The organism is Paraneptunicella aestuarii, from assembly GCF_019900845.1.
Taxonomy (GTDB): Bacteria; Pseudomonadota; Gammaproteobacteria; order Enterobacterales; family Alteromonadaceae; genus Paraneptunicella; species Paraneptunicella aestuarii.
This window is the reverse complement of the sequence record NZ_CP074570.1, coordinates 2,093,863-2,117,382: the sequence shown is the minus strand read 5'-3', so window position 1 is coordinate 2,117,382 and position 23,520 is coordinate 2,093,863. Positions and strand designations below refer to the sequence as shown.

Below are 23,520 nucleotides of genomic sequence, written 5' to 3'. Positions count from 1 at the left end.
GATTATTTACCTAGCTGATAACGGCGAACTGCCGCGTTATGTTCTTGTAATGTCACCGAAAATTGGTGACTGCCATCACCTCTGGCAACGAAATATAAATCACTACTTTGTAACGGATTTAAAGCCGCTATGATAGAAGCTCTGCTGGACATAGCAATAGGCGTTGGCGGTAATCCATTCATTCGGTATGTATTATAAGGCGTTATGGCGCGTAAATGTGCTCGGGTGAGGTTGCCATCGAAAGCATCACCCAAGCCATATATGACGGTGGGATCGGTTTGTAATCTCATGCCCTGATTTAAACGGTTCACAAACACCGCAGCGATATGAGGTCGTTCTTCTGCCATTCCCGTTTCTTTTTCAATAATAGAGGCTAATATCAGGGCTTCGTAACTGGATGATAACGGCAACTCTACGGCTCGGTTCTGCCACTCGGCCTGGATAAAATCATGCATCTTAGTCGCCGCAAGTAACACCACTTCCGACAGCTTTGTATTTACTTCCAAATGATAGGTATCCGGCATCAACATACCTTCCAGCGAGGTTAACTTAAGTTCCTGATACAACTGTTGAACCTTGCCTAACAACTGACGCTCATCAATATCGTTGACTAGCCAGGGCTGGCTAATAAGCTGGGTTTTCCATTCACTCCAGGTTTGCCCTTCAATCAAAGTGACATTGATTTTTTTAGTTTGCCCTTGATGAAATTTTTGCATCACAGTAGACAGCGTTTCTCCCGGCAGAATATCGTAATAACCGGCTTTAAATTGTGCCTTATCGGAATTAAGTTTAAGCCAGATACGAGTCAGGATCTTCGGTTGAGGTTGGGGTTGGATTTGAGCCAGTTCCTGCACATTGCTAACCACCTTTCGTGCAGACTCTCCCGCTTTGATTTGGAACACTTGAGGCTGAGAGAGCATAAGTGGTTGCTGTTCAAAATCGTCCAGCATATTCAACAAAACCATAAAGCCGATCATCGCAGCTAGCAACAAAATGGCAACAGAGGCAATGATCCACCTTTTATATCGTTGAATGTTTTTTATAACGCTCATTCCTTACTTGATGTCCTTTTTCGTCTTTCCTGCTTCGTTTTACCTATGGGGTTATTCGCCAAAGACGATACGATGAATATCGGCAACATCTTTTTGTGAACATGCAATCTCATAACTGTTTTCATCGAATATTAACGAAGTCACAGGCACAAGTTGCATTAAACTGTTGCACATCAAAAGGCTATCAACTCGTGATAACAATTGCGGTTTTACTCTCACTTGATGTACTAAAAAGCCATGTTCAGCCAAACGCTGAATAATATGCTCACGCATCACACCAGCAACGCCGCAATAATGCAAGTCGGGCGTAAACCACTGCTGATTTTCTCGCCAAAACAAGTTAGCAACCGAGGTTTCAACCACCATGCCTTGGGTGTCGGTGACGATCTCGTCCTGGGTTTCATTTGAAGCATAAGCAAAGGCGCTTTTAACGAGCACCTGTTCCAATCGGTTTAAGTGCTTAATACCTGATAATTCTGGCTGCATCGCCAGTTTAAACGGGCTTAACCCCAATGCGATACCCTGTTCTTGCCATTGCTCGTAATATTCTGGAACAGGATGAGACGTGACGTTTACTTGCAATTCTGCATTGTGGTCGCGTTGATAACCTCTCCCGCCCATGCCAGCAGAAACCAATACCTTTAACACAAGATTTTGTTGTGCTAATTCGTTTGTCTGCAACGTATCAATAAACTGCCGGAATTCTTCCGGCTGGAATTCCTTTAAGCCCAGCTTTTGCGTGTCTTGTTGCAAACGCTGCATATGCAGTTCGAAAAGCTGTATTGCACCTTGGCGCACAAGCATTGTGGTAAAGCAGCCATCGCCATAAGCAACAGCGCGACTCTGCGAGGGATAGGTATTTGACTGGTAGGTTATATTCATAAAAAAAAGCCTGTGAAACAGGCTTCATTTTCTCAGGTTTAAGCGCGAGTTTAAACGCGCTTTAACAATAAAGATCCGTTTGTTCCACCAAAACCAAATGAATTACACAATGCATATTCGGTATTCATTGGCTTCGCCTTGTGTGGCACAAAGTCTAAATCGCAACCTTCGTCCGGGTTGTCGAGGTTAATGGTGGGTGGAGCAATACCTTCTTTTAATGCCAATGCGGTAATAATGGCTTCAACAGAACCCGCCGCACCTAACAGGTGGCCTGTCATGGATTTGGTTGAGCTCATCATGACGGACTTGGCCGCATCGCCAAAGATCTTCTTCACCGCACTCACTTCAGCAATGTCACCCGCTGGCGTCGAAGTACCATGAGCGTTCACGTAGCCAATCTCTGAGGCATCAATACCCGCATCTTTAATGGCATTCGCCATTGCTGAAGCTGCGCCTTCACCATGCTCAGGTGGAGCAGTCATGTGATACGCATCACCACTCATGCCAAAGCCGACTAACTCGGCATAGATTTTCGCGTTTCTGGCCTTGGCGTGTTCATACTCTTCCAACATAACCACACCGGCACCTTCCCCCATAACAAAGCCGTCGCGGTCTTTGTCCCAGGGGCGACTTGCTTTTTGTGGGTCATCATTTCGGGTCGATAAGGCTCGAGCCGCATTAAAGCCAGCCAAACCTAATGTAGTAATCGCTGCTTCAGCGCCTCCAGCCAACATGGCATCTGCATCGCCATAGCTTATCATTCGGGCTGCAACACCAATGTTATGAACGCCAGTAGTACAAGCCGTGACTATATTCAGGTTAGGCCCTTTTAGCCCTTCCATAATCGACAAAAAGCCGGAAATCATATTGGTAATAGTGGAAGGAACGAAAAATGGAGACACTTTTCGAGATCCATTATCTAACAGCTTAAGATGGTTCTCCTCAATGAGTCCCAAACCACCAATACCAGCACCAATGCTAACGCCGACTCTTTCAGCGTTATGTTCATCTATCACCAAGCCAGAATCGACCAATGCCTGTTTTCCTGCTGCGATGCCAAATTGGATGAATAAATCCATCTTTTTGGTGTCTTTCTTAGGAATATATTCAGTTGCGTCGAAATTCTTTACTTCACCAGCAAATCGGGTTGCAAAATGACTGGCATCAAGTCGGGTAATGGGGCCAATACCGCTTTGCCCAGACTTAATCGCCTGCCAGGTCTCTGCCACTGAGTTACCAACCGGAGTTAGCATTCCCAGTCCAGTTATTACCACACGCCTCTTAGACATAAAGTCTCCGCTCTAAAAATCTCGTCAGGTAAATATAAGAAATAGCAGATTGTTCTAATATTCTGCCTACTTTAAACAATAGCAAAAACGCCTGATTCCACATCAGAAACAAAGTGTCGATGTTGATATATAAGAAAGTAAGAAGGGCTTGTCTAAGCCAAAGACGGCTTCTTGAGGTACTGTTTAGAGAAGTACGGACAAATGCCAATTCCGGGAACTTATAGGCAGGCATTATAAAGTAGCTATTGTTGATATTCGTGTTGATATTTGAAATATCGGAATAGTAAAGGCGGCTAAAAGCCGCCTCTATAGAATCTGTGTCTTAACCGTCGTGGTTCGCATTGATGTAATCAATAGCGGCTTGAACAGTTGTGATCTTTTCAGCTTCTTCGTCAGGGATCTCAGTGTCGAATTCCTCTTCCAAAGCCATCACCAGTTCAACGGTATCTAATGAATCAGCACCCAAATCATCGACAAAAGATGCTTCAGGCTTAACTTCTTCTTCTTTAACACCCAATTGCTCTACGATGATTTTCGTAACGCGCTCTTCGATATTGCTCATATTTCTAGTTATCCTTTGATGTCGCTAGATTCTAAATCTTAAATCGGCGGCTAGTGTATTCGTCTAAGGTAGACCATGCAAGCCCGGGATGCACCTTTTTTGCTGGTCTAACCACAATTTAACACAAAAACAACATTAGCCAAGAGTAACAAAATAACCCAACGGGTTAACCCATAAACATGCCACCATTTACATGCAATGTTTCACCGGTAATGTAAGCGGCTTCGTCAGACGCTAAAAAGGCAACGGCGGCCGCAATTTCAGAAGGCTTACCCAACCTTTCAGCAGGTACATCCTTCATAATGGCAGCTTTTTGCTCATCACTCAGCTCTTCAGTCATGTCTGTGGCGATAAAACCGGGCGCAACTACGTTAACAGTAACGCCACGAGATGCGATTTCTCGAGCCATTGATTTGGTGAAACCAATTAACCCTGCTTTTGCGGCTGCATAGTTAGCTTGTCCCGGATTACCACTACTGCCAACCACAGAGCCAATATTAATAATGCGCCCTGCACGTTTTTTCATCATGCCTCGTAAGACAACTTTGGACATTCTGAAAATGGAAGTCAGGTTGGTATCCATGATGGTTTGCCATTCTTCTTCTTTCATTCTTAACAGCAAATTATCACGGGTCACGCCTGCGTTATTGACCAAAATATCAATATCGCCATATTTTTCTTTGATGGAGCTCATTAAAGCGTCAATGGAATCTTGTTGAGAAACGTCTAATACCGCTCCCATCCCTTTGTCACCTAGATATTCAGCAATGTTTGCAGCACCGTTTTCAGATGTTGCAGTACCAATAACCGTTGCCCCTAAAGACAACAGTTTTTCAGCAATGGCTTTTCCAATACCACGGCTGGCTCCAGTTACTAATGCAATTTTACCTTGCAAGTCAGACATAGGATCCCCTATTTATTTAATACAGCGGTGAGACTATCAGGCGTATTAATCGCCGTTCCACCGATGGATTTATCAATTCGTTTTGTTAGCCCGCTCAGCACTTTGCCCGGCCCACATTCAATAATATTAGTGACGCCTTCTGATGCAAGTTTCTGGATGGTTTCAGTCCAGCGAACAGGGCCATATAACTGGCGAATCAAAGCATCTCGAATACCATCAACATCGCTGACAATTGCCACATCGACATTGTTAATAACAGGAATAACAGGACTGTTCATTGGCGTTGCATTTAACTTGTCAGCTAACTGACCTGCAGCATCCTGCATTAAACTGCAATGACAAGGAACACTCACAGGTAAGGGCATTCCCATACGAGCACCTTTGGCCTTACAACCTTTGATCGCTCTGTCAACGGCTTCAGCGTGTCCAGCAATAACTACTTGCCCGGGTGAATTGAAGTTAACCGCAGACACAACCTGCCCTTCAGCCACTTCTTCACACAACTCGACAACTTTGTCGTCGTCCAAACCAATAATCGCCGCCATGCTACCCGCGCCTTCAGGAACGGCTTGTTGCATATACGTACCACGGGCATGAACCAGGCTAGCCGCATCAGCTAATGTAAATACACCTGCACAAGTCAGTGCAGTATATTCACCCAAGCTATGTCCAGCGATAAAATCCGGAGCCGCGCCACCTTGTGCACAATACTCTCGCCAAATAGCAACACTGGCAGTTAATAAGGCAGGCTGAGTGATACTGGTTTTATTCAATTCTTCCAGCGGCCCTTCTTGTACCACCTTCCACAAATCAAAACCCAGTGCGTCAGAAGCTTCAGCAAAACTTTCCTGAATGGACGGATAAGCCTCGGCCATATCTGACATCATTCCCACGGTTTGAGAACCTTGACCGGGAAATACAAATGCAGTTTTAGACATATCGTTTCCTAATAAAATTACACAGAGTAACCGCAGGCTAACGTACCAATGCTAACCTGACTCTATGTAGACAAAATGAAATTAATATTTAATCAGCAAGGAGCCCCAGGTAAAGCCCGCACCAAATGCCTCAAGCATTAATGTGTGACCACGCTGAATGCGCCCATCGCGAATTGCGGTATCCAAAGCAGTAGGAACAGAAGCTGCTGAGGTATTACCAAATTTTGGCAACGTAAGAACAACATGATCCATCGACATGTTAAGTTTTTTTGCTGTTGCCTTAATGATACGGAAATTAGCCTGATGAGGTACAAGCCAATCCAGTTCAGACTTGCTCATATTGTTAGCCGCCAGGGTTTGTTCAACCAATTCACTGAGTTTGGTAACCGCAACTTTAAAAACTTCGTTGCCTTTCATTACACCCCAAGAACTATTAACGGATTCTACATCTCCCCAAACCGGAGTTCCTGCATAAAGAAGATCACCATGTTTGCCGGAAGCATGAATGTGACTGGATAAAATTCCCGGTGTTTCGCTGGCTTCAAGAATACAAGCTCCCGCGGCGTCACCAAACAGAATAATCATGGTTCTATCACTTGGATCTACCAAGCGAGACAAGGCATCAGCACCTACAACCAAAATACGCTTACACATACCTGTTTTGATGTATTGATCAGCCACACTCATGGCAAAACAAAATCCAGCACAGGCAGCATTTAAATCAAAGGCAGGAATACCATCGAGAGAAAGTTCTTTTTGAATGTCACAGGCAACGCTGGGGAAGGTTCTGGGGCCGGTTGCTGTGGCACAAATAATCATATCAATTGAAGAAGGGTCAACATCCCCCATTTCCAACGCCGCACGAGCAGCTTTTGTGCCCATATCACTGACCGTTTCATCGCTCGCCATGATGCGGCGTTCTTTGATACCCGTTCTGTCAGTTATCCATTGGTCGCTGGTATCCACCATTTTTTCCAAGTCGGCGTTGGTTCTTACTTCTGCAGGGTAATAACTACCTGTTGCTATTATTCTTGAATACATTAACTTACGACCTTCCAATAAAACTGTAGCTTTAGTTCAGAACGCATTCCCGTTTACGTTTTTCAATTTTCTGAACTTATCAAGATTCCCTAAATAATTGCGCAATCTCAAAAATCAACTCTTGCGAGCAAAAAGCAGTATTTTAAATACCCGCTTATTTTTGTCTAATAACGCAAAAGCAAGTTTCATATTATTTTATTTCTAATTACTTGATTGCTTTTATTACTGACTTTGAATCCCTATAAATAGTTCCTCAAAATCAAAGGTTCGCTATTCTCGCATTTCCAAGGCAAAGCGTCTGTAATCTCGTTACAGATCGGATGTGTAAAGGATTTCACTCCTTGACAATAAACAGCAAAACCAAGCATTAATGCACTCAGAAAACTATGGTTTAACTGAGCTCAAAAAGCAAAACACCATCAAAATAAAAATGGCAGGAAATTAAGATTTTTGTACAGAATGCACACAGGTGGCTTGAATTAAAGAGATTAATTCAGGAAAGAATATTTTAAATATTAAGTTGAAATAATTGTTTCAAATAATTTGAAAACAACCGTGCCCGAAAAACAAGGTGCCTAAAAAAGCTAAGGGGCATTAAATGCCCCCATCAGCTTCAAAAACCGGAACCAATTAAATTGTTCCCGGTAAATGATGCTTACTTATCTACGACTTTCTTGCCTTTGTAAAAGCCATCTGCAGTCACATGGTGACGACGATGGGTTTCACCAGTAGTCGAGTCAATTGATAATGTCGCCCCAGGTAGCGCGTCGTGAGAGCGACGCATGCCACGCTTGGAGCGAGTTTTACGATTCTGTTGTACCGCCATTACTTACTCCTGATTACGCTTAAGTTCTTTCAACACAGCAAATGGATTTGGTTTTTCTTGTTCCGGCTCGATGCTTCCATAACTCAAACTTTCGTTACCCATTTTGCAATCATCTTCCTGATGCATAGCCACAATAGGTAATGAAAGAATCAGTTCATCCTCGAACAATTCAAGTAAATTAATCTCGCCAAACTCATCCACTTCGACCGGCTCATAGGTTTCCGGTATTTCGTCCACATTGTCTGAATCTGTAACCGGACAGAAACAGAAATCTACATCGACATTGTGAACAAAGGATTCATTACAACGCTGGCAAATCAGACTCACAGTGGTCTGCAAGTTGCCTTCAAAATAAGTTAGACCCTGAGCATCAGTATCAAACTTAACTGTTATTGCAATATCATCTAGCACCTGGTCAACTGCTTCATTAAGCCGTAGCATATCATGAGCCAGCATAATACCCTTATAATCAGAGCGTTTAGAGGCACTTTTGAACGGTTCAACTTGTTTGGGCAGTTTGACTTTCTGCATAGCGGGCGCATCATATAGAGGAAATGTCTCTGAGTCAAAAAAATCTTGGTATTTAAGGGGGATTCCTTGCCGTTTGAACATAATTTAACAAACTCATTACCTTTGATACTGGCAACAGAGTCAAAATACAAGCAAAACGTACTGAAAAAACTGGGAATTCCATTCCTTGCCATCTCCCCCAATATTGATGAATCCGCATTGGAAAATGAACCTCCCAATGAGCTGGTCATTCGACTCGCGAAAGAGAAAGCACTGGAAATAGCGAATAACCATTTAACAACATCCCTACCCGAAAAATACCATTCCTCTGCTTATATAGTAGCAGCCGATCAGATAGCTTGTTTTGAACAGGACATTCTCGGTAAGCCGGGCAATAAAGAAAAGGCTTTTCAACAATTACGTCGCTTTAGTGGTAATAAAGTAGACTTCCTGACTGGATTAGCACTGTTCGATACAAGAACCAATGCTATTTATACCTTGTTAGAACAATATTCGGTTTATTTTAAAACCCTGTCTGATGACGACATCAGTCATTATCTGGATTTAGAGCAACCCTATGACTGTGCAGGCGCATTTAAAAGTGAAGGGATAGGAATTCTTCTATTCTCAAAACTGGAGGGAAGAGATCCAAACGCATTGGTCGGTCTCCCTCTCATAGCATTAGCTGAATTATTTAAACAGGCTGGTATTAATTTGCTACAGCAAATACCTATCGCTGACTAAGCCAGCGATAGGATTCAAAAAGCAATATTACTCAACGGGGATAAGTCGAGATAACGCACTTTGCAATTGCTCATCCATAGCAGCATCAAAAGTGCGTCTTTCCCCGGTACGAGGATCATCAAAACTCAATTGATGTGCGTGTAAAAACAAACGCTTTAATCCCGTATTGGCAATCACATCTTCTTCAAATTGTTTGTCGCCGTATTTAGGATCACCAGCAATACAATGTCCAGCATACTGGCAATGAACCCGAATCTGGTGCGTCCGCCCGGTAATAGGTAAAGCTTCAACCAATGTAGCGCCTTGATATCGCTGCATCACTGAGTATCGGGTTTCAGAAGGCTTACCATCTTGAGAAACACGAACCACCCTTTCACCTGAACGTAATGTATTCTTATGTAGGGGGGCTTGCACTACTCGCCGACTTTTCGGCCATGTACCAGCAACCAACGCCAGATATCGCTTATCAACGGTTTTGCTTCGAATTTGCTCGTGCAATGACTTAAGCGCAGAGCGGCGCTTGGCTATCATCAGGCATCCAGAGGTATCGCGATCCAACCTATGTACTAACTCAAGGAACTTGCTTTCGGGTCTAATGGCTCTAAAGGCTTCAATCACGCCATAAGAAAGGCCACTTCCCCCGTGTACAGCAATACCACTTGGTTTGTTCAACACGATTAAATGAGAATCTTCGAACAAAATGAATTTTTCCAATTCATTGGCTCGATCTGTATTCACATAGGGTTCTGAACTTTGTTCGCTGACTCTAATTGGTGGTAATCGTAAAACATCATTTCCCTGTAACTTATACTCAGGTTTAATGCGCTTTTTATTAACTCTCACTTCGCCTTTACGTAAAAGACGATAAACCATACTTTTGGGTACGCCTTTAAGTAAACCAATTAGAAAATTATCAATGCGTTGGCCCGCTCTTTCAGCGTCAACGTCTATAAATTGTACTTTTGTAAAATCTAAATCTCCCATAGCCGCGCTATTCTATATTATTTCCTCGCAACTGGTGACAAGAATTATGCGAACTTTGCAAACAATTTAAGAGATTCTTTCAGTTGGCAATAAATCGACTCATTAATCATCATAAATTGCACTAATTAAAGATATTTTCTTGCTACATTTTCAGCTTTGATGCCATAATTAGCCGGTACTCGTCTTATTTGACGGTATTGTTGTTAGTCAAACGTGTAACATTGCATTGAAAATGTACTGCGTAAGCTACAGCTTCTGGTTCTGAACGTAATTTCCTGACTCATATCCCGCTCTGGCAGAATTATCAAACAAATTGCTATTGAGCATTCGTTAAACAGAATATAAAGATATGATTAGATGCATTACACAACAGTTACCGGATGTGGTAGACAAAACAGAGGATTAACTGAGCCATGAAGAACATACAAGGTTATACCCTTGTCGGTAAAAGTTAATCGAACCGCAGTCAATGTGCACAAATGAAAAGAATTAAATTGATTAAGTAATCAATTGATTAAATAAAAGTTGCGATCAGGCAACAAACTTAGGAATTACTGGATACTTGCGACACTAGCGCAGGTTGACTCAAATGCATAAATGCGTTTAGACCCATACTACAAGCGATAAAAATAGAGCTTGAGGATATACAGTCGAGAGACTGAGTTGACGTTTAGGTCAAACAAGTCAGACACAATGAGAGTCAATAAACACATGCCCGTACTCTAAAATACGGCTGTTCTCTGCTACCTGTAAGCAATTGATTCTATTCCTGTTTGTTGTGTGATCGGTATGTATTACATCGAGCACAATATATGAAAAGAATGTTGATCAACGCAACTCAGCAAGAGGAAATGCGAGTTGCTCTGGTTGATGGTCAAAAGCTTTATGATTTAGATATCGAAAGCCCGGGCCACGAACAGAAAAAAGCGAATATTTACAAAGGGATTATCACTCGCATTGAACCAAGTCTGGAAGCCGTTTTTGTTAATTATGGCGCTGAACGCCACGGATTCCTTCCTCTCAAAGAAATAGCCAAAACCTACTTCCCATCAGATTACAAATTTGAAGGCCGTCCTAACATCAAAGATGTGGTGAAAGAAGGCCAGGAAGTTATCGTTCAAATCGACAAAGAAGAACGCGGTCAAAAAGGCGCAGCCTTAACAACCTTTATCAGCTTGGCGGGTAGCTACCTGGTATTAATGCCCAACAACCCTCGTGCCGGTGGTATTTCCCGTCGCATTGAAGGTGATGAGCGTACAGATTTAAAAGATGCCCTGGATAAACTAAATCTGCCTAATGGCATGGGTTTAATTGTTCGTACTGCGGGCGTTGGCAAATCCTATGAAGAATTAGAATGGGATTTAAATATCCAGCTGACTTATTGGCAAGCCATTGAGAAAGTGTCGGAGTCACGTAAAGCACCGTTCCTTATCCATCAGGAAAGTAACGTTATTATCCGTGCAATTCGCGACTATTTACGTCGTGATATCGGCGAAATTCTGATTGATAACGATACAGCATACCAACAAGTGCTAGAGCACATGAAGCTGCTACGTCCGGATTTCGTTAACAAGGTCAAACGCTATAAGAACGACATTCCACTATTCAATCACTATCAGATTGAAAACCAGATTGAATCCGCTTTCCAACGTGAAGTCAGACTTCCTTCTGGCGGTTCAATTGTTATTGATCCAACCGAAGCCCTGACCTCTATTGATATCAACTCCTCTCGTGCAACGAAAGGCGGTGATATTGAAGAAACCGCATTGAATACAAACCTGGAAGCAGCCGACGAAATCGCTCGCCAGCTCAGACTTCGAGATTTGGGTGGATTGCTGGTTATCGACTTCATTGACATGACACCATCACGTCACCAAAGAGAAGTGGAAAACCGCTTAAAAGAAGCAGTAGCTCAAGACAGAGCCAGGGTGCAATTGGGACGAATTTCCCGTTTTGGTCTACTGGAAATGTCACGCCAGCGTCTGCGCCCGTCTTTGGGTGAAGCGTCAACGCATGTGTGCCCACGTTGTTCTGGTCAAGGCACCATTCGTAGCGTGGAATCTTCAGCCCTGTCAATCTTGCGTTTGATGGAAGAAGAAGCGTTAAAAGAGAACACTAAAGAAGTAAGAGCGAACGTACCTGTAGAAGTAGCCTCTTACCTATTGAACGACAAACGTAATACCCTGCGTAAAATTGAAGATCGCTTGAAAGTCACATTGTTGATTTTACCTAAGCGAGAACTGGAAACGCCTCATTATGAAGTTTCCAGAGTGCGTAATGATGACACTGTTATTGAATCCAGTTCAAAGTTAGCTCCGGTTCAACCAGAGAAAGATGACAGCTCAAGTTCCTCCAGTGAAAGCGTTGTTAGAGAGCAACCTGCGCTACAGGGTTTTGTCGCTCCATCTCCAGCAGCACCAGTTGTTAAACCTGCATCCAAGAGTTTCTTGACTGTTTTCTTTGCCTGGTTAGGTAGCCTGTTTAGTTCCGATGGAAAATCAGGTAATAACAGCAAAGACCGCAACAACCGCAATGCCAAGGGCAATTCACGCAGACGTCCACAACGTAACCAGCGCAATCATCGCAACGGTAAATCTGAGCGCCCAGAGCGTACAGAACGAGCTGAGCGCCCTGAGCGCAAACCTCGAAGTGATCAAGACAAAAACCTTAAAAAAGGTGATGCGAATACCGAGGCTAAAAATACCAAGCCAAGAAGAAACGACCAGGAAAGAAGAAGCGACCAAGCAAAGCCTCAGGCTCAAACGGATAATAAAGACATTGAAGCCAAGAATGAGAAAAAGCTTGTCGAACGTCGTAAGCGTAGAGAGCGCAAACGCAGTGTAAGAGTGTCAGACCCAAATGCTCTAGTCACCGCGGATGTAACAGCTCAGGAAACGTCTAAACAAGAGCAAGCAATTCAGGCACAGCCTGTTCAAGAGCCTCTTGTTCAACAAACCCAAGAGACTTCTGAAACTAAAGCAGAAACGCAAGTAACTGACGAAAATAGCGCAACTCAAACATCTGAAGCGCCTAAACGTCGTACTCGCAGCCGTAAAAAGCCAGTAGATGCTGACGTTAAAAATCAGGTGAATGAAACGGCACCAGAATATCAATTAAACGAGCCTGCAACAGTAAGCACTGAAGCAAAAGCTGAGGCTGATGTTCAAACGGCTCCAGTAGCGCAAGAAGTAACAGCAATCCCTGTTCCATCAACTGACACAAATAAAGTTGAAGCAGCGGAAACTGAAAACAGCGAATCAGATAGCTCTGGACAAGTTGCGTTGCAATTTGAAGAAGTTGAGACAAAAGCACAGGTTAATTCTGAAACAGTAAATACTGATAAAGAAGCCACCTCAGAAAGCACTGTTGAGACTATTTCGGAAGAAAAGCCGGTGCAAGAAACAGCTTCTGAAAGTGCAGCTGCTACCGTCGTAACTATTGATGCAGTTAATCAGCCAGAGAATACGGTAGAAAAGCAGATAGAATCTACACCTGTAGAAGCTACTGAAAGCAAAGAGCAAGTTCAGGAGAATGCTGAACCAACTCAAACTGACATTTTCCACGCCGCCGACAATCAAGATATCAAGAAGGAAGAAGTAACTGAACCTGCTCCGGTGGCAGAAGTTAAAGCAGAGGAAAACACTGCGGATGAGGAAAAGCAAACTCAGTCCAGGGAAAAAAGCAGCAAAGGTAACTACAAGGCTAAGAACAGCTTGAAACGAGCGTCTTATCCTATGGCAAGACCTCAAAGCATTGATACACCTATTCAAGAAATTCAGATTTCTGCTTTAGATGAATCTATGCGTCCAGAATTTGCCAAAAGTGGTCGAAGCGCTGCCATAGTAAGTTTGACAAATAAAGCCAACGCTCCAGCAGCACGACCGGAAGCGCAAGCTTAATTGATAATTTGAACCTCTTAAGCATTAGTTATCTGATGCTTAAGAGAAGCTCAAATCCATCAAAAAAACAGAATGAAACACATTAAAAAAAGCGGCTTACAATCTTACTTGCAAGCCGTTTTTTGTTTTATGTACTTTAGAAGTTTTATACGCTTTATAGAGTGTATGAAACTTAAATCCCCTTAATACTCTCGTTAATCTGTACAAGAGCAGCAACAGGATCTACCGCTTTTGTAATAGGTCTACCTATTACCATATAGTCCGACCCCGCTTGAACAGCCTGCTCAGGCGTCATAATTCGGGTCTGGTCATCTTGTTGGCTACCCGCCGGACGAATTCCCGGAGTCACCAAGCAAAATTCCTGACCACACAAATTCTTTAACGCAGTCGATTCTTGAGCAGAGCATACAACCCCATCCAAACCAGAATCCTTGGTAAGCTGTGCCATTTTTAGCACATGTTGCTCAGGTGTGGATTGAATGCCAATTGCCTGTAATTGAGTAGCATCCATACTGGTAAGCACGGTCACCGCAATCAACTTGGGGCGTTGCTCGCCCAGCTTGTCCAAGGCATCCCTTGCCATCGTCATCATTTTAGGGCCACCAGAAGCGTGAACATTAACCATCCAAACCCCTAAATCAGCCGCAGCCAAACAAGCTTTGGCAACCGTGTTTGGAATATCATGAAATTTCAGATCCAAAAAAACATCAAACTTTCGATTTACCAGCTCTTTAACGAAATCAGGGCCAAAGTAGGTAAACATCTCTTTGCCAACCTTAAGTTTGCATAGTTCAGGACTTAATCTGGAAACAAAGTCCAAAGCCTGACTTTTATCGTCATAATCTAAGGCAACAATAACTTTCGGATCTGCTGACAACATCTATTCTCCGTCTAAACCTTTAATGGGCTTCATCAGCCCCCAGCTTTTACATGAAGGGCAAAGCCAATGAATTCTTCGCCCGGAAAAACCACAACCACCACAACGATATTTAGGACGTTGTTGCATTTGTTCTTCAACCAACTTTTGCAGCATCATCAAACTCTGTTCGGTATTCTTCGCATGTGGATCACGAATATATAAGCCTAGAAGAGTATGGAATCCTCTCATTGTAGGACTGCCATTCAATTGTTCCAATAAGAACTCAGTTGCCGCAGAAATAGATTCTTGTTCCGCGATAAGCTTAACTTTCGCTAAATAAGCAGTGGCACACTGCCCGGAATACTCATCAAGCAATGATCGCAGTGTTTCTGTACTTCCCTGACCCTCAGCACACTTTTCCAGTAAAGGCACGGCTTCACTGAACCAGCTAACATCGCGTAATGGCACTTGTTTAAGGTAATCATTTGCAGAGGAGTAATCCTGCTTTTGAATAGCCATTTCAGCCAGCATTAACCAGGGACGAACCGTGTGTTCATCAGACATAATGGCTTTTTGCAGATCTTTTTCAGCTTGCTGTGAATCATTTAGCTTCAAATATACTTGAGCATGTTCACAATAAAAATGAGCAATACGCTGACACAATTCATCGCTATCGCCATGATTCTCCATCATATTTTCAGCAAGCTCGATGGCTCTATCCCACTCTTTGGTGGTTTGATAAATACCAAAGAGCTGCTGCTGAGCAGCCAAAAAATGCTTTTCACTGCCTAACAATTGAATAAAAGTATTTTCTGCCCGCTCTAGAAAACCAGCCAGGGCGTAGTCCCGACCTAGTTCATACAAGGCATCTTCTTTTTGTTTACTTTCAATGCCTTCTTTTCCGACCAGATTTTGATGAATTTTAATAGCGCGATCGAGTTCACCACGATGTCGGAAGAAGTTTCCCATTGAAATATGAGTTTCAACATTCGCAGTATTCACATCAATCATTTTAATTAATGTATCTACCGCTTTATCAGGCTGATCAGACAGCAGGAAGTTTAGGCCTTTGAAATAATGCTTGGATAAGATGCTGGACGATTGACGTTGCGCCTGACGTACACTATTACGCCCCATCACCCAACCATAACCGGCTGCAACAGGTAACAACAGAAATAGCAGTTCAAGCATTTACTTTATAGATTCTTGTAATAGTTTTCGACGCTGACGTTGTAATGAACCGATTTGCAACTTGAGTTTCATACAAAAGATCACCCAAATAATCGACGCAAAACAAACCCCCACAAAAAAGCTCAGAGCCAGCAAGGAAGAAAGAGTGAACGACTGCGTTCCAACAAAGTAGTCTAGTACAACCTGAGCACTGTTATTGGCACCAATCACCATTGCAGGGATAAGCAGTGCAATCGCAATAATAACGAGTAATAAAACAGTCAATGTATTCCCCTTGTTTTTCAGGAGCACAATAACAAAAACGGCACTCTTATTGGAGTGCCGTTAACATATTTTTTTAATTTAATTACAGGATCAAATCGTTGACTCTTTCCCGCAGTTCCTTTCCGGGCTTAAAATGAGGCACGTATTTTCCATCAAGTTTTACAGACTCTCCAGTTTTGGGATTACGCCCAACTCTTGGAGCTCGGTAATGCAAGGAAAAACTACCAAACCCGCGGATTTCTATCCGTTCACCACGCTGTAGGGTTTGAGCCATTTGTTCAAGAATTTCCTTAATAGCCAGTTCAACATCCTTTGCTTGCATATGCCGCGCTTTATCAGCTAAACGCTCAATAAGCTCTGATTTGGTCATAGAAACCTCTTCGTCAACCAAAAATATAAATCTGATTTGGCTACCGGCAATAAAAAAGGGGTGGAAAAACCACCCCTCTTACTATTCAGAATAGTAGCGAAGTGCTTATTCTTCTCCTTTCGCCGCCTTGAAGGCTTCAGCCATGGCATTTGAGAAGCCAACTTCTTCAGTTTTGTTGACTTTAGCCATTGCTTCTTTTTCATCCGCTTCGTCTTTCGCTTTCACAGACAAGTTGATGATGCGGTTCTTACGATCAACACCAATATACTTGGCTTCGATCTCATCACCTTCACTAACGATAGTGGTAGCATCTTCAACACGTTCACGTGCAAGGTCAGCAACACGAATATAACCTTCAACTTCTTCGGCTAGCAGAACAGTCGCGCCTTTGGCATCAACTGCGGTAACCTTACCAATAACAATAGCACCTTTCTTTTTATCTGTCAGATACTTATTGAATGGATCTTCATCAATTTGTTTTACGCCTAGAGAAATACGCTCACGCTCTGCATCGACTTGCAATACAACAGCTGTGATTTCGTCGCCTTTCTTATAGTCGCGAACGGCTTCTTCACCAGTCTTGTTCCAGGAAATGTCAGACAAGTGAACCAAACCATCAATACCGCCATCCAGGCCGATGAAGATACCGAAGTCAGTGATAGACTTGATCTTACCAGTAACCTTGTCACCTTTGTTGTAAGACTTGGCAAACTCTTCCCAAGGGTTAGCAATGCACTGTTTCAAGCCAAGAGAAATACGACGACGTTCTTCATCGATTTCAAGTACCATAACTTCAACAGTGTCACCCAGGTTAACAACCTTAGATGGGTGGATGTTCTTGTTAGTCCAATCCATTTCAGAAACGTGAACCAAACCTTCAACGCCTTCTTCGATTTCAACGAAGCAGCCGTAGTCAGTCAGATTAGTCACTTGACCAGTCAGTTTAGAACCTTCTGGGTAACGTTGTGCGATTTCATGCCAAGGATCGCTACCCATTTGCTTCATACCAAGAGAAACACGAGACTTATCTTTATCGAACTTCAATACTTTAACGTTGATTTCGTCACCAACACTGACGATTTCACTTGGGTGCTTAACGCGTTTCCAAGCCATATCAGTGATGTGCAACAAACCATCAACACCACCCAGATCAACGAATGCACCGTAGTCAGTCAGGTTCTTAACGATACCTTTAACTTCTACACCTTCGTCCAGGGCAGCCAGGAATTGTTCGCGCTCTACGCTGCTTTCTTCTTCGATAACAGCACGACGAGATACAACAACGTTATTACGCTTGGCATCAAGCTTAATAACTTTAAATTCTAGTTCTTTGCCTTCAAGGTGAGCAGTGTCACGTACTGGACGAACGTCAACCAATGAACCAGGCAAGAATGCACGAACAGCGTTAACTTCAACTGTAAAGCCACCTTTAACTTTACCGTTGATGATACCCATAACAGTGGCTTTTTCTTCGTAGGCTTTTTCCAGCTCAACCCAAGCCTCATGGCGCTTAGCTTTTTCGCGAGACAGGATAGTTTCGCCGAATCCGTCTTCAACGGCATCCAACGCAACATCTACTTGATCACCAACAGCAATTTCCAAATCGCCACGGGAATTCTTAAATTGTTCTGCCGGGATCGCGCTTTCGGACTTAAGGCCCGCGTCTACCAAAACAATGTCTTTATCGATAGAAACTACTGTACCGCGAACGATAGCACCAGGACGAGTTTCCAGTTCTTTTAGACTTTCTTCAAAAAGTTGAGCAAAATTTTCAATCATAATTAAGTTTTAAAAGGTTCAAATCCACTACAATCCATCGTGAATGGGGTTGTTAAATTAAGAGTCTGGTTCCTTACGACACTTCGTTGTTCAATGCTAAGCCTGTAACTTCTCATTGATAAGTTCTTCAATCTTTTCAAGCACTTGCTCAACAGTTAAATTGGTCGAATCAAGCACTAATGCATCATCAGCAGGCTTTAAAGGCGCCACAGAGCGACTACTATCACGCTCATCTCGCGCCTGAATATCCGCCAAAAGGCGCGATATGCTATCATCACGCCCCTCATCTTGCAACCGACCGGCAGAGAATAACTGATGATATCTGCGATTCGCTCTCTCTTGAGCCGAGGCGGTCAGGAAAACTTTTACATCCGCATTAGGGAATACAACGGTTCCCATATCTCTTCCATCAGCAACCAATCCTGGCGCTTCTCTAAAAGCACGCTGTCTGCGCAACAAGGCTTCACGCACTCTGGGTAAAGATGCAACTTGAGAGGCCATTTTGCCAACTTCTTCAGTGCGAATTGAAGAAGTGACATCTTCCCCTTCAAGAATCACTCTGGGCTGACCATCGTCTAAAGATTCGAAATTAACATCAAGTCCGGAGGCAAGCGGGACTAACGCGGCTTCATCATCGACAGGAATTTGATGGTGGGAAGAGGCTAATGCCAAAACGCGATAGATCGCGCCACTATCTAAAAAATGCCATCCCCTTTTTTTAGCCAGTGCCATACTGACAGTTCCCTTTCCTGCGCCGCTGGGTCCATCAATTGTCACAACTGGTGCTTGATGCATATATTCTCCACTGGGGTTTGCTCCAAAAAAACGGCGCAATTATACGCCGTTAACGTGAAGGTGCAATGACGGAGTGAACAAAAAGACACATCCGCCGCATTTACCGTTAATGACAAATAGAAGCAAATCGCTGGAAATAGTCAGGAAATGTCTTCGATGTGCAGCCAGGATCATTGATAATCACGGCAGTATCACTCAGCGCTACTAATGAGAAACACATGGCAATACGGTGATCATTATAGGTATCAATATCACTTAACTTGATGTCCTGTGGAGGCGTCACCTCAATAAAATCATCCCCTTCTACCACTTCAGCACCCAATTTACGTAGCTCAGTTGCCATGGCGAAGAGTCGATCAGTTTCTTTAACGCGCCAGTTATAGATATTACGAATAGCAGTTGTGCCTTTGGCAAACAAGGCCGTTGTAGCAATGGTCATCGCCGCATCGGGAATATGGTTCATGTCCATATCAACAGCATGTAATGGGGCTCCGGTAACCTTGATATAGTCATCCCCCATTTCAATCCTGGCACCCATTTTTTCCAGTACATCAGCAAATTTCACATCACCTTGAATACTATGTTTGCCAATACCTGTAACCTTCACTTCCCCACCTTTAATAGCCCCTGCAGCAAGGAAATAAGAGGCAGAAGACGCATCACCTTCAACCATAAACTTGCCAGGAGAAACATACTGCTGTCCACCTTTCACCTTGAAGGTTTGATATTGCTGATTTTCAACTTCAACGCCAAAGCTACGCATAATATGAGTGGTAATATCAATATAAGGCTTGGAAACAAGTTCCCCTCGAACCTGAATTTCCGTATCACCGTCAAATAAAGGTGCTGCCATTAATACCGCTGTCAGGAATTGGCTGGAAATACTGCCATCAATAGTGATTTTTCCACCTTGTAATGGATGCCCTTTAATCTGCAAGGGAGGATAATCTTTATTCTTTAGATAGGTAATATCGGCTCCTGCTTGAGCAAGCGCGTCAACCAAAGAGCCAATAGGACGCTCTTCCATTCTCGGCTCACCCGTCAATTCAAACTCACCCTGAGAGGTTGCCAGTACAGCACAAAGAGGACGCATTGCCGTTCCTGCATTTCCGAGATATAGACTCACAGCTTGCTCGCAATTAAATCCACTACCCAGCCCTTCAACAACACACTCGGTTTTGTTCTGAGAAAGCTGATAATTAACGCCCAGCTTTTGTAAGGCATCGAGCATGTGACGGATATCATCACTATCCAACAGATTAGTCACCCGCGTAGTACCCTTGGCAATAGCCGCTAACAACAAGGCTCTATTTGAAAGGCTCTTGGAGCCCGGTACATTGACTTCGCCACTCACACTGGCAACAGGATCTAATCGCAACTGTTCCAAAAGACTTTCCTTTAATAAATGAAACTCAGCAGCAAATAAGAAGTTTACCCATAACACATTGAGATACTTTCATTTGTATGTTGAGGTTTAATGACATTAATTTTGAAGCTATCCAACAACAGAATCAGCTTCCACAAACAATTATCCCCCAATACAGGGGGACAATTTAACAACAAGCTCTAAGAATTACTGCCTGCCTTTAATCAGACGGCATAACACTTATTCTTCTGAAGAATCGCTTTCAGCGGATCCTTCATCTGAATCTGTACCCCTTTGCTCAACAGAAGCTGCAACTTCAGCCACGGCTTCACCAGATTCATCATCTTCAATCAGTTGATCAGATTCAACTTCTTCGATCTTCTGTAGACCAACAACATGTTCGTCTTCTGCCGTTCTGATGATACGCACACCTTGAGTGTTACGACCAATCACAGACACCTCGTTGACACGAGTACGAACCAGTGTTCCCTGATCAGAAATCAACATAATTTCGTTACTTTCATCCACCTGAACCGCACCGACAACGTTACCATTACGCTCTGTCACTTTGATGGACACAACACCCTGTGTAGCACGGCTCTTGGCTGGGTATTCATTTAACGGGGTACGTTTACCAAAACCATTTGCGGTAATGGTCAAGATGTCACCTTCTTCCTTAGGCACAATCAAAGACACAACACGCTGACCATCCTGCATCTTGATACCACGAACACCTGTTGCATTACGTCCCATTGGACGCAACGACATCATCTCTTCGCCCGTTTCAGGATCGCGTTTCACTTCGCCAGTTTCAGAATCACGTTGCTTCTCGTTAAAGCGAACCACTTTACCCGCATCAGAGAACAACATGATATCGTCTTCACCGTCGGTCAACGCAACACCGATCAATTCATCACCTTCAACCAGATTCACAGCAATAATACCGTTAGAACGAGGTCTGGAATATTGAATCAACGAAGTCTTCTTAACCGTACCATTCGCCGTCGCCATCAGTACATATTTGCCTTCTTCAAATTCCTGTATTGGCAAGATGGCGGTAATACGCTCGTTTTCTTCCAATGGCAAAATATTCACAATTGGACGACCTCGAGCACCACGGCTAGCTAAAGGCAATTGATAAACTTTCAGCCAATACAATTTGCCTCGAGTCGAGAAACACAAAATATGATCATGTGTATTGGCAACCAATAAGCGTTCGATAAAGTCATCATCCTTCATCTTGGTTGCAGATTTACCTTTACCACCACGACGCTGCGCTTCGTAATCAGACAATTTCTGATACTTCACGTACCCCTCATGTGACAAGGTCACAACCACGTCTTCACGCTCAATCAAATCTTCAATATCAATATCATGAGAAGCCGCGGTGATTTCGGTGCGACGAACATCCTGATACTCATCACGGATCGCTTCCAATTCACCACGAATCACTTCCATCAAACGCTCAGGGCTACCCAAAATGTGTAACAACTCAGCAATCAAATCCAGAAGCTCTTTGTATTCAGCCAGGATCTTGTCGTGCTCAAGGCCAGTCAACTTATGTAAGCGAAGATCCAAAATGGCCTGTGCTTGCGGCTCAGTTAAGAAGTACTTGCCGTCACGAATACCAAATTCAGGTTCTAGCCAATCAGGACGAGCAGCATCAACGCCAGCACGTTGCAGCATTTCAGCAACATTGCCTAATTCCCATGCTGTTGCAACAAGGCTTTGCTTGGCGTCAGACGGGCTTTGAGAAGCTTTAATAAGATCAATAATTGGGTCGATATTGGCCAGCGCAACCGCCAAACCTTCAAGGATATGGGCACGGTCTCTCGCCTTACGCAATTCAAACACGGTACGACGTGTAACCACTTCGCGACGGTGACGAATAAAGGCTTCAAGCAATTGCTTAAGGTTCAGTGTTTTAGGCTGACCATTATCCAACGCAACAATGTTGATACCGAAAACGGTTTGTAGTTGCGTATTGGCATACAGTTTATTCAGTAAAACTTCTGCTGATTCAGAACGTTTAACTTCGATAACAATGCGCATTCCGTCTTTATCAGACTCGTCACGCAAAGCAGAAATGCCTTCAACTTTCTTCTCTTTAACCAGCTCAGCAATTTTCTCGATCAATCGAGCTTTGTTAACCTGATAAGGAATTTCAGTCACGATAATAGTTTCTTTACCATTATCTTCTGTTTCGATATCAGCACGGGCACGCAAATAGATTTTGCCACGACCCGTACGATAAGCATCATCAATACCCTTACGACCACTGATCATCGCGGCAGTTGGGAAGTCAGGGCCCGGAATGAAATTCATCAATTCTTCAATGGTAACATCAGGGTTGTTGATCATTTCGATACAACCACTGACCACTTCACCCAGGTTATGCGGAGGAATGTTCGTTGCCATACCAACGGCGATACCGGAAGAACCATTAACTAATAAGTTAGGGACTCGAGTGGGCAATACTTCTGGAATTTGCTCTGTACCATCATAGTTAGGTACAAAGTTAACCGTCTCTTTATCCAGATCCGCTAGTAATTCGTGTGCGATTTTCGCCATACGGACTTCCGTATAACGCATCGCAGCGGCAGAGTCGCCATCAACAGAACCAAAGTTCCCCTGACCATCCACCAGCATGTAACGCAAGGAAAAGGGCTGAGCCATACGAACGATTGTGTCGTATACAGCAGAGTCACCATGCGGGTGATATTTACCGATAACATCCCCAACAATCCTGGCGGATTTTTTATAGGGTTTGTTGAAGTCATTTTTCAGTTCGTTCATCGCGAACAGAACTCTTCGGTGTACCGGTTTTAAACCGTCTCGTACATCAGGAAGCGCTCTTCCCACGATAACGCTCATTGCGTAGTCGAGGTAAGAGTTTTTAAGCTCTTCTTCAATATTAATTGGAAGAATTTCTTTGGCGTTATCAGTCATACACTGCCTTGTAATTATTATGTCTATCTGCCTCATTCCCAAAGGAATAAAGCGTTAGTACTTTTTCAATAATCCAGAATAACAAAAAGGGGCAACGAACCGGGATACATAAACTGAGAGGCAGTTAGTATTTTGACAAATAAACACCATCCACCGAAATGGTATTGGTCTTGATTCATCCTTCTGGCGGGCATGAAATTTGGTAGCAACGAAACTGAGTGTGCCAGCCCAATCCAGAACTATTTCCCCTGCAAGTAATCGTTAATTCATTGAACCCTTTTTTATCAGGTCAAAGCATTACACATTGCCCTAATTA

At 43.4% G+C, this 23,520-nt stretch carries 20 protein-coding genes; 2 read left to right on the top strand and 18 right to left on the bottom strand.

What is annotated here, in order from left to right; all coding sequences use genetic code 11:
* Positions 1-2: 2 nt before the first annotated feature.
* The 9 genes from mltG to yceD form a co-directional block, all read right to left on the bottom strand.
* On the bottom strand, positions 3-1,052 hold the full coding sequence (gene mltG / locus KIH87_RS08765; RefSeq protein ID WP_232361154.1) for an endolytic transglycosylase MltG: 1,050 nt from the start codon (positions 1,050-1,052) through the stop codon (positions 3-5).
* A 51-nt stretch (positions 1,053-1,103) separates the two neighbouring features.
* Complete coding sequence (gene pabC, locus KIH87_RS08760) at positions 1,104-1,934, bottom strand: aminodeoxychorismate lyase (protein ID WP_232361153.1); 831 nt, start codon at positions 1,932-1,934, stop codon at positions 1,104-1,106.
* A gap of 50 nt (positions 1,935-1,984) precedes the next feature.
* A complete protein-coding gene (gene fabF, locus KIH87_RS08755) occupies positions 1,985-3,223 on the bottom strand; it encodes a beta-ketoacyl-ACP synthase II (RefSeq protein WP_232361152.1) in 1,239 nt (412 codons plus the stop codon).
* 322 nt (positions 3,224-3,545) lie between these two features.
* Positions 3,546-3,785, bottom strand: coding sequence for an acyl carrier protein (gene acpP, locus KIH87_RS08750; protein WP_232361151.1), 240 nt, complete (start codon positions 3,783-3,785; stop codon positions 3,546-3,548).
* A gap of 166 nt (positions 3,786-3,951) precedes the next feature.
* On the bottom strand, positions 3,952-4,689 hold the full coding sequence (fabG, locus tag KIH87_RS08745; RefSeq protein WP_232361150.1) for a 3-oxoacyl-ACP reductase FabG: 738 nt from the start codon (positions 4,687-4,689) through the stop codon (positions 3,952-3,954).
* A gap of 8 nt (positions 4,690-4,697) precedes the next feature.
* The gene (gene fabD, locus KIH87_RS08740) at positions 4,698-5,627 is read right to left on the bottom strand and encodes an ACP S-malonyltransferase (RefSeq protein WP_232361149.1); all 930 of its coding nucleotides are present in this window, start codon (positions 5,625-5,627) and stop codon (positions 4,698-4,700) included.
* Positions 5,628-5,708: 81 nt separating this feature from the next.
* Positions 5,709-6,668 (bottom strand): beta-ketoacyl-ACP synthase III, encoded by a 960-nt coding sequence (locus tag KIH87_RS08735; protein ID WP_232361148.1) that lies wholly within the window; start codon positions 6,666-6,668, stop codon positions 5,709-5,711.
* 655 nt (positions 6,669-7,323) lie between these two features.
* Positions 7,324-7,494 carry a 50S ribosomal protein L32 gene (rpmF, locus tag KIH87_RS08730; RefSeq protein ID WP_232361147.1) on the bottom strand — a complete coding sequence of 57 codons (171 nt, stop codon included), beginning with the start codon at positions 7,492-7,494 and terminating at the stop codon, positions 7,324-7,326.
* A gap of 3 nt (positions 7,495-7,497) precedes the next feature.
* Entirely contained in the window at positions 7,498-8,025 is a 528-nt protein-coding gene (yceD, locus tag KIH87_RS08725) for a 23S rRNA accumulation protein YceD (RefSeq protein WP_232361146.1), read from the bottom strand.
* Between the two features lie 66 nt (positions 8,026-8,091).
* On the opposite strand from yceD, the gene KIH87_RS08720 reads away from it, so the two are divergent.
* The gene (locus tag KIH87_RS08720) at positions 8,092-8,748 is read left to right on the top strand and encodes a Maf family protein (protein ID WP_232361145.1); all 657 of its coding nucleotides are present in this window, start codon (positions 8,092-8,094) and stop codon (positions 8,746-8,748) included.
* A gap of 27 nt (positions 8,749-8,775) precedes the next feature.
* Here KIH87_RS08720 and rluC read toward each other — a convergent pair whose 3' ends face one another.
* Entirely contained in the window at positions 8,776-9,732 is a 957-nt protein-coding gene (gene rluC, locus KIH87_RS08715; RefSeq protein WP_232361144.1) for a 23S rRNA pseudouridine(955/2504/2580) synthase RluC, read from the bottom strand.
* 812 nt (positions 9,733-10,544) lie between these two features.
* Between rluC and rne the strand changes: the two genes are divergently transcribed.
* Positions 10,545-13,631, top strand: a complete 3,087-nt coding sequence (gene rne, locus KIH87_RS08710) for a ribonuclease E (RefSeq protein ID WP_232361143.1) — start codon at positions 10,545-10,547, stop codon at positions 13,629-13,631.
* A gap of 172 nt (positions 13,632-13,803) precedes the next feature.
* Here the strand turns inward: rne and pyrF are convergent, their stop codons facing one another.
* From pyrF to gyrA, 8 genes are all read right to left on the bottom strand, one after another.
* The gene (pyrF, locus tag KIH87_RS08705) at positions 13,804-14,511 is read right to left on the bottom strand and encodes an orotidine-5'-phosphate decarboxylase (protein WP_232361142.1); all 708 of its coding nucleotides are present in this window, start codon (positions 14,509-14,511) and stop codon (positions 13,804-13,806) included.
* Complete coding sequence (gene lapB, locus KIH87_RS08700) at positions 14,512-15,681, bottom strand: lipopolysaccharide assembly protein LapB (protein WP_232361141.1); 1,170 nt, start codon at positions 15,679-15,681, stop codon at positions 14,512-14,514.
* Positions 15,682-15,945 carry a lipopolysaccharide assembly protein LapA domain-containing protein gene (locus KIH87_RS08695; RefSeq protein ID WP_232361140.1) on the bottom strand — a complete coding sequence of 88 codons (264 nt, stop codon included), beginning with the start codon at positions 15,943-15,945 and terminating at the stop codon, positions 15,682-15,684. It abuts the gene before it with no gap.
* An 82-nt stretch (positions 15,946-16,027) separates the two neighbouring features.
* Positions 16,028-16,315: an integration host factor subunit beta gene (gene ihfB, locus KIH87_RS08690; protein WP_232361139.1), complete on the bottom strand. Its 288-nt coding sequence runs from the start codon at positions 16,313-16,315 to the stop codon at positions 16,028-16,030.
* Between the two features lie 105 nt (positions 16,316-16,420).
* A complete protein-coding gene (rpsA, locus tag KIH87_RS08685) occupies positions 16,421-18,094 on the bottom strand; it encodes a 30S ribosomal protein S1 (protein ID WP_232361138.1) in 1,674 nt (557 codons plus the stop codon).
* Positions 18,095-18,190: 96 nt separating this feature from the next.
* Positions 18,191-18,889: a (d)CMP kinase gene (gene cmk, locus KIH87_RS08680; RefSeq protein WP_232361137.1), complete on the bottom strand. Its 699-nt coding sequence runs from the start codon at positions 18,887-18,889 to the stop codon at positions 18,191-18,193.
* Between the two features lie 106 nt (positions 18,890-18,995).
* Positions 18,996-20,276 (bottom strand): 3-phosphoshikimate 1-carboxyvinyltransferase, encoded by a 1,281-nt coding sequence (gene aroA / locus KIH87_RS08675; protein WP_232361136.1) that lies wholly within the window; start codon positions 20,274-20,276, stop codon positions 18,996-18,998.
* A 219-nt stretch (positions 20,277-20,495) separates the two neighbouring features.
* A complete protein-coding gene (gene gyrA, locus KIH87_RS08670; protein WP_232361135.1) occupies positions 20,496-23,204 on the bottom strand; it encodes a DNA topoisomerase (ATP-hydrolyzing) subunit A in 2,709 nt (902 codons plus the stop codon).
* Between the last annotated feature and the right edge of the window lie 316 nt (positions 23,205-23,520).